Source organism: Mesorhizobium sp. M7A.F.Ca.US.005.03.1.1, from assembly GCF_003997975.1.
GTDB lineage: Bacteria > Pseudomonadota > Alphaproteobacteria > Rhizobiales > Rhizobiaceae > Mesorhizobium > Mesorhizobium ciceri.
In genome coordinates, this window is sequence record NZ_RZRO01000003.1 from 1 (window position 1) to 13,078 (window position 13,078).

The 13,078-nt window shown below is 63.0% G+C and carries 11 protein-coding genes and 1 pseudogene; 9 read left to right on the forward strand and 3 right to left on the reverse strand.

Annotated features, from left to right (window positions below; all coding sequences use genetic code 11):
* The 3 genes and pseudogenes from EN990_RS01995 to EN990_RS02005 all read right to left on the reverse strand — a co-directional run.
* Window positions 1-397: pseudogene (locus EN990_RS01995) on the reverse strand (carbohydrate ABC transporter permease); the annotation flags it as partial.
* A 5-nt stretch (window positions 398-402) separates the two neighbouring features.
* Window positions 403-1,578, reverse strand: coding sequence for an ATP-binding cassette domain-containing protein (locus tag EN990_RS02000; protein ID WP_024502264.1), 1,176 nt, complete (start codon window positions 1,576-1,578; stop codon window positions 403-405).
* Between the two features lie 174 nt (window positions 1,579-1,752).
* Window positions 1,753-2,553, reverse strand: coding sequence for an SDR family NAD(P)-dependent oxidoreductase (locus EN990_RS02005; RefSeq protein ID WP_127384755.1), 801 nt, complete (start codon window positions 2,551-2,553; stop codon window positions 1,753-1,755).
* A gap of 166 nt (window positions 2,554-2,719) precedes the next feature.
* Between EN990_RS02005 and EN990_RS02010 the strand changes: the two genes are divergently transcribed.
* The 9 genes from EN990_RS02010 to EN990_RS02050 all read left to right on the forward strand — a co-directional run bounded on the left by EN990_RS02010 (window position 2,720) and on the right by EN990_RS02050 (window position 13,068).
* On the forward strand, window positions 2,720-3,580 hold the full coding sequence (locus EN990_RS02010) for a DeoR/GlpR family DNA-binding transcription regulator (protein WP_063170084.1): 861 nt from the start codon (window positions 2,720-2,722) through the stop codon (window positions 3,578-3,580).
* Between the two features lie 38 nt (window positions 3,581-3,618).
* Window positions 3,619-4,419: a BtpA/SgcQ family protein gene (locus EN990_RS02015; RefSeq protein WP_064994611.1), complete on the forward strand. Its 801-nt coding sequence runs from the start codon at window positions 3,619-3,621 to the stop codon at window positions 4,417-4,419.
* A gap of 163 nt (window positions 4,420-4,582) precedes the next feature.
* Entirely contained in the window at window positions 4,583-6,103 is a 1,521-nt protein-coding gene (locus EN990_RS02020) for an FGGY-family carbohydrate kinase (RefSeq protein ID WP_127369387.1), read from the forward strand.
* The gene (locus EN990_RS02025) at window positions 6,103-6,732 is read left to right on the forward strand and encodes an HAD family phosphatase (protein WP_127369386.1); all 630 of its coding nucleotides are present in this window, start codon (window positions 6,103-6,105) and stop codon (window positions 6,730-6,732) included. The genes EN990_RS02020 and EN990_RS02025 overlap by 1 nt, the downstream gene beginning before the upstream one ends.
* Window positions 6,733-7,148: 416 nt before the next feature.
* On the forward strand, window positions 7,149-8,036 hold the full coding sequence (locus EN990_RS02030; RefSeq protein WP_013530264.1) for a sugar phosphate isomerase/epimerase family protein: 888 nt from the start codon (window positions 7,149-7,151) through the stop codon (window positions 8,034-8,036).
* 61 nt (window positions 8,037-8,097) lie between these two features.
* Window positions 8,098-9,621, forward strand: coding sequence for a sugar ABC transporter ATP-binding protein (locus tag EN990_RS02035; protein ID WP_063170081.1), 1,524 nt, complete (start codon window positions 8,098-8,100; stop codon window positions 9,619-9,621).
* A gap of 31 nt (window positions 9,622-9,652) precedes the next feature.
* Window positions 9,653-10,621 carry an ABC transporter permease gene (locus EN990_RS02040; RefSeq protein ID WP_032898845.1) on the forward strand — a complete coding sequence of 323 codons (969 nt, stop codon included), beginning with the start codon at window positions 9,653-9,655 and terminating at the stop codon, window positions 10,619-10,621.
* A 44-nt stretch (window positions 10,622-10,665) separates the two neighbouring features.
* Window positions 10,666-11,679, forward strand: a complete 1,014-nt coding sequence (locus tag EN990_RS02045; protein WP_127368577.1) for a substrate-binding domain-containing protein — start codon at window positions 10,666-10,668, stop codon at window positions 11,677-11,679.
* 171 nt (window positions 11,680-11,850) lie between these two features.
* Window positions 11,851-13,068 (forward strand): ROK family transcriptional regulator, encoded by a 1,218-nt coding sequence (locus EN990_RS02050; protein ID WP_013530260.1) that lies wholly within the window; start codon window positions 11,851-11,853, stop codon window positions 13,066-13,068.
* Window positions 13,069-13,078 lie beyond the last annotated feature (10 nt).

Sequence of the window (13,078 nt, forward strand, 5' to 3'; positions counted from 1 at the left end):
GCTCCAGGCTTCGGAACAGCGTGAAGGTCGGCAGCACCAGCGCCACGGGCGGCAACATCTGCGTCGCCAGAACGGCAAAACGCGCCCAACGACCGCCCGTGCGGAAGCGGGCGAAGGCATAGCCGGTGGTGGCGGCAAAAGGCAATGCGAGCAGAACCGAGCCGAGCGCGACGATCAGGCTGTTGAGGTAGGATTGACCGAAGCGGCTCGACAGCAGCGCCGAATAATTGTCCGTCGTAAAGGCCGGCATCAGCTCGTTGCTGTAGGACAACTGCTCGGGGACGAAGCTTGTCCGCAGCACCCAGAGCGGCGGCAGCAGCACGATGGCGCAGACGACAATCAGCCCGAAATGCAAGCCGAAGCGGCGACGAAAGGCCGGCCGTTCGTTTCTGTCCATGCTGGTCATCGCGTGGCCCCCATGAGGCTCGGCCGCGCGATGACCAGTTCGGTTTCGGGATCAAAGAGGTGCATCGGCAGCGGGTCGATGTAGAGTTCGACCATCGAGCCGACGGGCGCCGTGAAATAACGGCTGAGGCGGGCGGCGATCTCCAACGGCTTGTCGCCCCCCGCGGGGTGAGCATCATCCCTGCCGGTGGCCTGACCGGCAATCTGGCCGATCAGGACGTTCTCGGCGCCGAGAGCCTCGACGGCCACAACCCGTACGGCAATCTTCTGCCAGTCCGGCTTGTCGGGGCTTTCGTGGAAATCCTCGGCCCGCACGCCCAGAATGACGCGGCGCCCGGCACGCTCGCCATAAGCGTTGCGGTGGCGGGCGGGGACGGCAAGCACGGCACCACTGTCGGTCAGGACGGAGAGCCCTTCGCCAGGTGCGGCCTGAAGCGTGGCCGGAATGAGGTTCATCGGCGGCGTCGCCAGGAAGCGTGCGACGAAGGTGTTGACCGGGTCGGCATAGACTTCAAGCGGCCGGCCGGCCTGGATCAGGCGACCATCGCGCATGATGCATATGCGATCGCCCATGGTCATCGCCTCGACCTGGTCGTGGGTGACATGGACGATGGTGCGGCCGAGGCGCCGGTGCAGCTTCACGAGTTCGAGCCGCATCTCGGCACGCAGTTGCGCATCGAGATTGGACAGCGGTTCGTCAAGCAGGAAGGCCGCCGGTTCGCGAACGATCGCCCGGCCGAGCGCGACACGCTGCCGCTGGCCACCCGAAAGCGCTGCCGGCTTGCGGCCGAGAAGATTCTGCAGACCGAGCAGGTTAGCGGCGTCTGCAATCTTGGCATCGATAACCGCCGCGTCGGTGCCGCGCATCTTCAACCCGAAGGCCATATTCTGCCGCACCGACATATGCGGATAGAGCGCGTAGCTCTGGAACACCACGGCGACGTTTCGGTCGCGCGGCGCGACATTGGCGACGCTCTTGCCACCGATGCGAAGATCGCCGGAGGAGATACTCTCCAGGCCGGCAATCATCCGCAGCGTCGTCGACTTGCCGCATCCCGACGGACCGAGAAAGATCACGAATTCACCATCGGGAATGGTGAGATCGACCTCATGCACCCCGTAATTGCCATTGCCGTAGAGCTTGGAAACGCGATCGAGCTCGATAGACGCCATAGACTTTCCTCATGAACCCGTCTGACCCGGCTGACGCCGAAGGCCGAAGTCGAGCGAACGGTCATCTTAGAGAACAAAATATAACATTAAAAGCCTAACTTCTGATCATATGTGTTCACTTTTTTGGATAGGCGCGTGCCCGCATCAGGATCCGGCTACAGCCGCCGAAAGCCGTCAGGTCATGTAGACGCCGCCGGTCACGTTGACGCCCTGGCCGGTCATGAAGCGGGCTTGATCCGAGCAGAGGAACACGACGACGTCGGCGACATCCTCCGGCAGCTCGAGCCGGCCGAGCGGCGTCTGCGCAATATAGTCGGCGACCACCCGTTCGGGCGTGACTTGCCGCAGATGCGCCTCCCATTCGACTTCGCGCGACTGCATGCCGGTCTTGACGAACCCCGGACAGACGGCATTGACGCGTATCCCCTTGGGCGCGAGCTCGCGGGCAAAGGCCTGCGTCCAGCCGAGCACGGCGAACTTGGATGCCGAATAATGCGCCAGGAGCGGCGCACCGACCTTCGCGGCAAGCGAGGCGGTGTTGACGATGCAGCCCGTGCCCTGCTTGACAAAGTGCCGTCCAGCGATCTGATTTGCCAGGAATACACCGCGGGAATTGACCGAAAAGTTGAAGTCCCACTCCTCATCGGTCAGATCGAGCGCGTGCTGCATGGTGGACACGCCGGCATTGGCGATCAGGATGTCGCAGCCGCCAAGCGCTTCCAGTACGGTGGCAAAGGCCGCCTCGACGGAATCGCGGCGGCGGACATCGACCGTGACGGCGGCGGCACCGCCACCAATTTCCTCAGCCGCCTGACGTGCCGCCTTGGGATCCAGATCGCCGATCGCCACGGCGACGCCCTGCCGCGTCAGGGCGGTCGCGATCGCCCGGCCGATCCCCGCGCCACCGCCCGTCACGAAGGCTCGCTTGCCCGCGAGTTCGGCAAGCACGGGAGGCGTGACGGAGACAGCCGGCATGGTCGTATTCTCTCTGCTTGATGGCGGAACGCATTTTGTTGATATCGAGATGCATACCAATAAAATCGAACACTGCAAACATATTTTTGTTTGAAAATGTTTGATCATGCGGTAGTGTGAAGATCAGCAGACCGCTTCGTCGGCGGCTTACCCACCGGATACATCGATGGCAGACGACACCACCCTTCCTGAGACATCGCCGCATGGCGCACCGCGCGACGCCGATCGTCAGCGCCTTCTCGCGCACGACCGGCAGGCACGCATCCTGGCTTTGCTGCGCCGGACGGGGTCGCTCACCGTCGCCGCGGCAGCGGCCGAACTTGCCGTTTCCGACATGACGATCCGCCGCGATCTCGTCGAACTGGAACGCGAGGGTAGGCTGGTCCGAATCCATGGCGGCGCGATCGAGGCCGACAACCCGCCGCTGGTCGCCATGGACAGCGAAGAGCCGAGTTTCGATTCGCGCTTGCGCCAGCGCCGCGACCCGAAGGCCGCGATTGCCGCGGCCGCGGCCGCGCTGGTTTCGGGATACCGCACGATCGCTTTGGATGTCGGCACCACCACCTATCTGATGGCCGAGCACCTCAGGGACCTTCCGCACGCCAAGGTGTTCACCAACAGCCTCAGGATCGCGGCGGCGCTGAATGGCGGTGTGCCCGAAGTCTATGTTGCCGGCGGCCGCGTACGGGCCGACGAGATGTCGACCGGCGGGCCTGCGGCCATCGCCCAGTTCGAGGCGCTGTGGTTCGATGTCGCCGTGATCGGCGTCTCCGGTATCACAGCGGACGGCCTCTTCGATTATTCCTTCGATGATACCGATATGAAGCGCGCCTATCTGAGGCGGTCAGGCACCAAGATCGTCCTGTGCGATTCCGCCAAATTCCTGCGCATGTCGCTGGTGCGGATAGCGCCACTGTCGGACTTCGACATCCTCATCACCGATGCCGAGCCGCCGGCCAAGATCGTCGCGGCGCTCGCCGCGGCCAAGGTCGACCTGCGCATCGCGCCGCCACTGACGCGCGACTGAGGCGCGCCATTTCACTTTATCCCCAAGGAGAAGACTCGATGGTATTTGAATTTTTCGGCGACAAGAAGAAGGCTGTCATCTCGATGGCACATATCGGTGCCCTGCCGGGAACGCCCCTCTATGATGCCGATGGCGGCCTCGACAAGCTGATCGATGGCGTACTCTCCGACATCCGCAAGCTGCAGAACGGCGGCGTCGATGCCATCATGTTCGGCAACGAGAACGACCGCCCCTATGTCTTCAAGGCGCCGCCCGAGGGCATTGCCGCCATGACTGCCATCGTCCAGGCGGTGAAGCCCGAGCTGAAAGTGCCGTTTGGCGTCAACTATCTCTGGGATCCGACTGCCAGCGTCGCGATCGGAGCCGCCACCGGAGCCCGTTTCGTGCGCGAGATCTTCACCGGCCTGTTCGCTTCCGATATGGGCTTGTGGGAGCCCGATTGCGCCGCCGCCTCGCGCCTGCGGCACAACCTTGGTCGCGACGACATGAAGCTTCTCTTCAACATCAATGCCGAGTTCGCACACTCGCTCGACCAGCGCCCGATTGAATTGCGTGCCAAGAGCGCGGTGTTCTCGTCGATGGCAGACGCGATCCTCGTCTCCGGTCCGATCACCGGCCAGCCGGCCGACCAGTCCCACCTGCGCAGCGTCTGCGAGACGATCAAGGACGTGCCGGTCTTCGCCAACACCGGCGTGAACATCGACAATGTCCGCGACGTCCTTTCGCTGGCGAGCGGCGTCGTGATCGGGACCCATTTCAAGATCGATGGCAATACCTGGAACGCCGTCGACGGCGATCGGGTCAAGCGCTTCATGGATGTTGTCGCCACTTTGCGCTGAGGACGGCTTCCACGGCGATGCCGGCCATCGCGCCGGCTCGCGGTGATCATATCGATCGTTGCAGGCCGGCGGCCGGAATGATCGACTGGCATCGAGCAGTGCGACACAACGAGGCAGACAGGTTTCGCCCGCCTGCCCTTCCCAGCATTTCAATGGATTCGACATGGCGTTCGTTCTCGGTCTCGATATCGGCACCACCTCGACGATCGGCATCCTGATCCGGCTTCCCGATCAGGTGCTGGGCCTCGCCTCGCGCCCCGTCACGCTGCACTCCGAGCATGCGGGCTGGGCCGAGGAAGATCCCGCGCAATGGTGGACCAATGTCCGCGGCATCGTGCAGGAGTTGCTCAGGACCAGCGGCATCAAGGCCGAGGAAATCGTGGCGGTCGGCACCACCGGCATGCTGCCGGCGGTCGTTCTTCTGAACGAGAAGGGCGAAGTGCTGCGGCCGAGCATCCAGCAGAGCGACGGCCGCTGTGGCGCCGAAGTGGCCGAACTGCGGACCGAATGCGATGAGACGGCTTTCATCACCAAGGCCGGCAACGGCATCAACCAACAGCTCGTCACCGCAAAGCTGCGCTGGATTGAGCGTCACGAGCCGGAGGTGTTCGGCCGCATCGCCACCGTTTTCGGCTCCTACGATTATATCAACTGGCGCCTCACCGGCGAACGTGCGGTCGAGCAGAACTGGGCGCTGGAGGCCGGCTTCGTCGATGTTTCGACGCACCGGATCGACGATGATCTGGTGGCGCTCGCGCACATACCGCGCTCGGCCGTGCCACGAAAGATCGCCTCGCATGAGATCCTCGGTTCCGTCTCGGCGAAGGCCGCCGATGAGACCGGCCTGATGGCGGGGACACCGGTCGTCGGCGGTGCAGCCGACATGATCGCCTCCGCGCTTGGCGCCGGCGTCGCCAAGCCGGGCGATGTCCTCCTGAAATTCGGCGGCTCGGTCGATATCCTGATCGCTACCGATCAGATCAAGCCCGATCCGCGCATGTATCTCGATTATCACCTGGTGCCGGGCCTGTTCATGCCCAATGGCTGCATGTCGACAGGCGGCTCCGCCCTCAACTGGTTCGTACGCAATTTCGCCGGCGGCGAGATGGCCGCGGCACAGGCCGAGGGTATTTCCGTACACCAGCGGCTCGATGCGCTGGCGGCAGAGCGTCCCGCCGGTGCCGACGGCCTCATCATCCTGCCCTATTTCCTTGGCGAGAAGACGCCGATCCATGATCCAGCGGCCCGCGGCGTGATCGACGGCCTGACGCTTTCGCACGATATCGGCCATGTCTGGCGCGCTTTGCTCGAGGCCTATGCCTTTGCCATCGCGCATCATGTCGAGGTGCTCAACGACATGGGCCATCGGACCGAGCGCTATCTCGCCTCCGACGGCGGCTCAAGCAGCAAGGTCTGGATGCAGATTGTCGCGGATGTCTTGCAAAAGCCGGTCCAACGCCTGACCGGGCACCCCGGCTCCTGCATCGGCGCTGCCTGGACGGCGGCGATAGGCACCGGCCTGACCGACGACTGGTCGGGCGTTTCCGGTTTCGTCAGCTTCGCCGACCGGCTCCATCCCGACCCGCGAAAGGCCGACATCTACCGCGACGGTTACCGCCGCTATCGCGATCTCTATACACGCCTATCGGCTCCTGGCGCGACCAAAGCTGGATCGCCATCGTGATGTATCGCGCCGTCGCCTGGGACATCGACGGAACGCTGATCGACAGCGAGCCGTTGCATCATCAATCTCTCCTCGCCGGCTGCCGCAACTGGAACGTCGATCTTGACGACCTGCCCGACCAAGCCTTTCGCGGCATCCATATGGGCGACGTCTGGACAATGCTGCGTCCGCGCCTCCCAGTCGGGCTTGACCAGGCGGAGTGGCTCGCCGCCATCAATGCCCACTACGTCGCCAACCGGGCGGACGCCATCCCGATCCCCGAGGCGGTCGAGACGATCCGGACCCTGGCTGACCGCGGCATCCCGCAGGTCTGCGTGTCAAATTCCGGCCGGCAAGTCGTCAATGCCAATCTCGATGCGCTCGGCGTGCTCGACCATATGAGCCTCACAATCAGCCTCGACGACGTTACGGTCGGCAAACCCGACCCAACGCCCTATCGCGAGGCCTGCCGGCAGCTCGCCATAGCTCCGGGATCCGTCGTCGCTGTGGAAGACAGCCGCACCGGCACCAAGGCCGCACGGGCCGCCGGTCTGTTCGTGGTTGGCTATCTCCCCAGCGGCGGCCCGCTCAGCGACATCGATCTCAGTGCCAACCGTCTGTCGTCGATCCTGGACCTGTTTCCCGGCTGAGGGTTTTCGCGTCGCCGCGTCCGGGTGCGCGCTTGGGCAAGCCGGAGGATCGGGCGTCCGCCGGCTGGTCCCAAGCGAATGCCTTGGCAGGAACTGACGAACGTTGGACCGGGTTCTGCTCGTTCCGCATTCGCCTTGCATCTCGCCGAGCGACGGTCCATGCCGCTCGGTCTGCGCAAGTGATGGGATATTTGTTGTCAAAAGCTGCATATCCCGTTTCTCGCATGGGTCAGAGAAAATTTTCTCGCACCTCCATGATGCCCCTCAACTGTCTGTTTTTCCGCATTTTTTTAATCCAGCATGATTGGCTCGCGCCGACCAATGCCACAACTCCTCTTGCGCTGGAGCTGAATTTTAGGCATTCAGGGATCAAGTTTGTATCTTTAACATGCAAACCTAATTATCGGAGGATCTGAATGCGGCGTCTTGGTATCCATTCATTTGTCTGGACAAACGGCCTGACCCAGGAGGGCCTGGAAATGGCACTCGCCAAGTCGGCGGATCATGGTTACCGGCTGATCGAGTTCGCTTATCTGCGGCCCGAGAAATTCGACCTCGACCGCCTGGCGAAGCAAGCCAAGGAACTGGACATCGAGATCGTGGTCACGATGGGCCTGTCGGCGGATGCGGACGTCTCGAGCGAGGACAAGGCCGTGGTCACCAAGGGAAAGGCGCTCTTGTCCGACGCGGTCAAGGCGGTCCGCGACATCGGCGGCATCCGATTGGGCGGCATTCTCTATTCGATGCACGGCAAGTATGACGGGCTGCCCACACGAACCGGCTGGATGAACAGCGCCGACGCCATCGCCGCGACCGCCGAGGTGGCCAGGGATAGCGGCGTGCAGATCGTTCTGGAAGTGGTGAACCGCTTCGAGTCCAACCTCTTGAACACGACCGCGCAAGGCCTGAAGTTCATCAAGGACACCGGCCGCGACGACGTCTTCCTGCATCTCGACACGTTCCACATGAACATCGAAGAGGCGAGCCAGGCCGAAGCGATCCGTCTGGCTGGGGACAAGCTCGGTTATTTCCACTTCAACGAGAACTACCGCGGCTATCTCGGCACCGGTACGATCGATTTCGCGAGCATCTTTTCCGCGCTGGTGGACATTGGCTTCCACAATCGCGACGTCACCTTCGAGAGCTTCTCCAGCGCCATCGTCGATGAAGCCCTGTCGCGTGTGTGCGGCATCTGGCGCGACACCTGGACCGACAACAATCCGCTCGCCGCGCATGCCAAGGCTTTCATCGAAAGCCGTTGGGAAGAAGCCGTGCGCCGGGCCGAGATCAACAAGGCTGCCTGAAGACGAAAGGGCTGCGGGCCGACAAGCGCCCGCACCATCTCATCCCGAGGAGGACGGGAAGATGACGCAGAACGAAGCTATCACCAACGAGAACGGCGCCACCGCGCCGCTTCTCCTCAGCGCCGAAAATGTCGCGAAGAGCTTTGCAGGCGTTCCCGCCCTGGTCGACGGGCGGATTCGGTTGCGCGCCGGGACGGTCAATGCCTTGTGCGGTGGCAACGGTGCCGGCAAGTCGACTTTCCTCGGCGTGTTGATGGGGATGCTGCGGCGCGACGCCGGATCCGTCACGGTGAAAGGCCGGGAGGTGAATTTCTCCTCCCCCGCCGAGGCGCTCGATGCGGGTATCGCCATCATCACCCAGGAGCTTAGCCCGTTCCTGGACATGACCGTCGCCGAGAACCTCTATCTCGGCCGCGAACAGCGGCGCGGCCGCTTCTTCGTCGACGACAAGTGCATGCTAAGCGACGCGGAGGCGATCCTGGCGCGGTTGAAATTCAACATCCCCGCTGGTGCGCGGCTGCGCGATCTTTCGATCGCGCAGGCCCAACTCGTCGAGATCACCAAGGCAATCAGCCGCCGCAGCGACATCCTGATCATGGACGAGCCTACCTCGGCCATTGGCGAGCGCGAGGCGCAGATGCTGTTCGACGCGATCCGCACTCTGACCGCGGAGGGCGTGGGCATCATTTATGTCTCGCACCGCCTGACCGAGATCTTCGAGATCGCCGACGATTATACGGTCTTCCGCGACGGCCGTTTCGTAGGCGGCGGATCGATTTCCGAAATCGACCGCAAGGGCCTGATCCGGTCGATCGTCGGCCGCGACCTGTTGGACCATCATCGCGAACCGAAGGATACCGGCCCGCAGAAACCCTTGCTCGAAGCCCGCGGCTTTGCATCGAAGGGAAAGTTCGCCGACATCGACATGACCGTTCATGCGGGAGAGATCGTCGGTATATACGGGCTTCTCGGCTCCGGTCGCAGCGAGTTCGTGAATGCGCTCTACGGAAACGAGCCGCGGGATTCCGGCCAGGTGCTGATCGAGGGCAAGCCCATCGATCTCAAGACGCCCGCCGATTCCATCGGCGCCGGCATTTCGCTGGTCACGGAGGACCGCAAGCAGACGGGCCTGTCACTGACCGCGTCGGTCGCCCACAACATCACCGTGGCCAACCTGCCGCATTATGCGCGCAAGGGCTTCATGAACGGATCGGCGGAAGGCAGGAGCGTGGTCGAGCACATCAAGCGCTTCTCCATCAAGACGGCGTCGCCGGACCTGCCCGTCCAATCCCTGAGCGGCGGCAACCAGCAGAAGGTTGTCCTTGCGCGCTGTGTCGACACCAACCCCAGGATCCTGATCTGCGACGAGCCGACACGCGGCGTCGACGAAGGCGCCAAGCGCGAGATCTATGCCTTCCTCGGCAATTTCGTGAAGGCGGGAAACGCCGTGCTGATGATCTCGTCCGAGGTGCCCGAAATCCTCGCCAATGCGGATCGCATCGTCGTTTTTCGCCGGGGCCGCATCGCAGGCGAGGTCGCCGGACCCGAGGCCACCCAGGAAACCCTCGTTCATCTGGCTTCCTAGCCAGACGATCCATTTCGTGGAGAAGAATCCAATGGTATCCGCCAGTCAAAGCATGAGCGGCATGAGCCTGGGAAAGTTCATCGCCCGTTATGGCATCGTCATCTCGTTTATCCTCCTGTTCGTCGTGTTGTCGCTGGCGTCGCCGAACTTCCTGTCCACCAACAATCTGCTGAACGTTCTGCGGCAGGTCTCCATGAACGGTGTGCTGGCTGTCGGCATGACCTTCGTGATCCTGACGGCCGGCATCGATCTCTCCATCGGTTCGCTCCTGGCGCTGGCCGGCGCCGTGGCGGCCAGCCTGGTCACCGGCGCGGATGCGTTCAATCCGCTCCTAGCAGTCGCGGCCGGCGTCGCCGTGGGCGCGCTTTGCGGCGCCGTCAATGGCGGGCTGATCGCCTACTTCAAGGTGCCGGCCTTCGTCGCCACGCTCGGAATGCTGAGCGTGGCGCGCGGCGCGACGCTGCTTTACAGCGGCGGCCGCCCGATTCCCAATCTCAGCCTCGAATTCCGCTGGCTCGGCCAGGGTCTCGTGCTCGGCATACCGGTACCGGTGATCATTTTCGCCGTCGTCTTCGCTGTCGCGGCAATCGTCCTGCGCTACTCCATTTACGGAAGACGGGTCTATGCGGTGGGCGGAAACCCGCGCAGCGCGAAGACGAGCGGCATCAACACCACCGGCATCATCTTTTCGGTTTACGTCATCATGGGCGCGCTGGCCGGTCTCGCGGGTGTCATGCTGACGGCCCGCACCACGTCCGCCCTGCCACAGGCGGGCATCGGCTACGAACTCGATGCCATCGCGGCGGTGGTCATCGGCGGAACAAGCCTCACCGGAGGTATCGGCCGCATCGGCTATACGCTGGTGGGCGTGCTGATCATCGGCATGATCAGCAACGGTCTCGATCTGATGGGGGTGTCCTCATACTACCAGCAGATCATCAAGGGTTCGATCATCGTCCTCGCGGTGCTGATCGACCGCTCCCGAGCCGGGAGAGAGTAACAGGCGCAAGCGGCGCGGCCGCACGCAACATGGAGGAAATGCACATGAAAACGACAAGACGCTTCCTGATGGGAGCAGCGGCCGGCCTTGCCCTTGCAGGCATGGTGTTCGGGGGGAATTCGGCCGACGCCAAGACGCTGAAGATCGCGGCGATCGTCCAGAGCCTCAACACAGAGTACAATGTTCTGTGGGCCGATGCCGCCAAGGCGCACCCCGCGCTTGCGGACGGTACCGCCACGCTGACAGTTCTCGACGGTCGCCAGGACGTGCTGACGCAGTCGAACCTGTTCGACACAGCCATCACCGAAAAATACGACGCGATCATCTTCATCCCGGTCGACATCGACGCCGGCAATGAACCGATCGAGCGCGCGAAGGCAGCCGGCATCCCGGTGTTCGGCTCCAACACGATGGTTTCCAACACCGCACTCTACGACGCCTACATCAATTCCGACGATGTCGAGGCCGGCGAAATGCTGGCCAAGGCTGTGATCGACAAGGCCGGCCCACAGGCCAAGGTCGTGATCCTGGAAGGGATGCTGGGCCAGTCGGCCCAGGTGCAGCGGCTTGAAGGGATCCAGAAGGTGCTGAAGGAAAATCCCGGAGTGACCATCCTGGAGCAGAACACCGCCAACTGGTCACGCGCCGAGGCCATCACGCTGATGGAGAATTTCCTGACCTCGCATGGCGATGCGATCCAGGGCGTCCTGGCCGAAAACGACGAGATGGCCGTCGGCGCCATCGAGGGCATCCGCAACCACGGCCTGGATCCCAAGGCGGTTCCGGTCGCCGGCGTGGACGGCATCAAGGACGCGCTTGAAGCCGTCAAGCGTGGCGAACAGTCGATGTCCATCCTCCAGGATGCCAACGGACAGGCGCAAGGGGCGATCGACCTCGCGCTGCACAAGATCGTCGGCGACAGCTACAAGCCGCGCGCGGCTGTCTGGGACGTAAACGGCGGCAAGCTCGCCTGGAACGACGGCAAGGACCAGCATTACTACGTGCCGTGGCTGGCGGTGACCTCCGAGAATGTCGACAAGGTGCTTGTCGGCAATTGACGCTCCAACAGGAGGATGCCGCTCGCTCGCGGCATTCTCCTTCGCCACCGGCGCAGCGGGAATTGCTTGCTTCCGACATCAGGCGGTTCATTCTTTTGAGGACTTTGCGTTGCCGGAGGAAAAACAAGCTCGGGTGAAGTATAGGCTGGGAACGAACATGCGGAGTCCGCCATGAACCATGTAACCTTCGCCAGCAGCTCGCCTCGCAGGATCCGCCAGAGCAATTCGGTAGCGACGCTGAACGCGCTCCACCGCTTCGGCCCTTTGAGCCGGGCCGATCTCGCCAGGCATATGGGGGTCAACCGCTCGTCCGCCGGCAATATCGTCCTGGAGTTGGTCGAGGCCGGACTCGTTCGCGAAGTCGCGGAGAACGATGTCGCGAATCCGGCGGGCCAGCCCAGGGCCGGAAGACCGGGTATCCTCGTGGAAATCGTGCCTGAAGCCGTTTTCTTCGCCGGCATAGAGATCGGTGTCGAACATATGACATGCGTCGAGATCGATCTCGCGGGCAAGATCGTTCGCAGCGCCATGACGCGCTTCGAAGGACATGACAGCGATCCGGAGGCCGCGGTCCACATGGCGATCGAACAGGTGTTTCTCGAGATGCGGAAGGATAGCCTGGCGCGATGTCAGGGCATCGGCATCGCGGTGCCCGGACAAATGAACCAGGATGGTTTCATCCACGTCGCACCGATCCTGGGGTGGCGCAATGTCGATCTCACAGGCCTTGCCCGCAGCCTTCTTCCGGCCGAGATCCCGGTATCCGCGGAAAATGACGGCAACGCATTCGGCATCGGCATCACATACAGCCAGCCGGAAGCGGCGAGCGGCGTCACCTTCTTCATGGTCATCGAGAACGGTGTCGGTGGCGGAATTGTGATCGACGGCAAGTTGTTCCGCGGCGGCAATGGCCTGGCCGGAGAAGTCGGCCACCTCAAGACACGGAACCCGACATACCGGAATCTGGAGCAGGCCTTCGGGCGCGACCGCATCCTGTCATCCTATCGCCAGTACAGGCCGGACGCCGACTTGGACTTGTTCCTGCGTGACGTCCGCGATCGTGTTCCTCAAGCGGTGCAGCTCGCCGAAGAATGGGCTGTCTTGTTCGCATTTGCAGTCGTGCAGATCTCGCGGCTGATCGACCCGAACCGCATCGTGCTGGGCGGGTCCGTCGCGGAATTGTATCCATTGGTCGCCGCACGGGTCGACGCGCATATCCGCGAGCTCCAGGCCGCGACCTTTCCTGTCCCCGAGATCGTTTTCAACGAGAGCGCCATCTATGGAGCTGCCTTCGGAGCCGCTTGCATGATGCATCAGCGCTTCATGTCGCTCGACAACCAGATGCTCAACAAGGACGCGGTTTCCGGTCCAGACGCCTCGGCGTCGTGAAACCGCAAAC

Bases quoted from the DNA above. Each gene is read 5' to 3' on its own strand.
- EN990_RS02025 (WP_127369386.1), top strand. From the start codon at position 6,103: ATGTATCGCGCCGTCGCCTGGGACATCGACGGAACGCTGATCGACAGC.
- EN990_RS02045 (WP_127368577.1), top strand. From the start codon at position 10,666: ATGAAAACGACAAGACGCTTCCTGATGGGAGCAGCGGCCGGCCTTGCC.
- EN990_RS02005 (WP_127384755.1), bottom strand. From the start codon at position 2,553: ATGCCGGCTGTCTCCGTCACGCCTCCCGTGCTTGCCGAACTCGCGGGC.
- EN990_RS02000 (WP_024502264.1), bottom strand. From the start codon at position 1,578: ATGGCGTCTATCGAGCTCGATCGCGTTTCCAAGCTCTACGGCAATGGC.
- EN990_RS02050 (WP_013530260.1), top strand. From the start codon at position 11,851: ATGAACCATGTAACCTTCGCCAGCAGCTCGCCTCGCAGGATCCGCCAG.
- EN990_RS02030 (WP_013530264.1), top strand. From the start codon at position 7,149: ATGCGGCGTCTTGGTATCCATTCATTTGTCTGGACAAACGGCCTGACC.
- EN990_RS02015 (WP_064994611.1), top strand. From the start codon at position 3,619: ATGGTATTTGAATTTTTCGGCGACAAGAAGAAGGCTGTCATCTCGATG.
- EN990_RS02040 (WP_032898845.1), top strand. From the start codon at position 9,653: ATGGTATCCGCCAGTCAAAGCATGAGCGGCATGAGCCTGGGAAAGTTC.
- EN990_RS02010 (WP_063170084.1), top strand. From the start codon at position 2,720: ATGGCAGACGACACCACCCTTCCTGAGACATCGCCGCATGGCGCACCG.
- EN990_RS02035 (WP_063170081.1), top strand. From the start codon at position 8,098: ATGACGCAGAACGAAGCTATCACCAACGAGAACGGCGCCACCGCGCCG.
- EN990_RS02020 (WP_127369387.1), top strand. From the start codon at position 4,583: ATGGCGTTCGTTCTCGGTCTCGATATCGGCACCACCTCGACGATCGGC.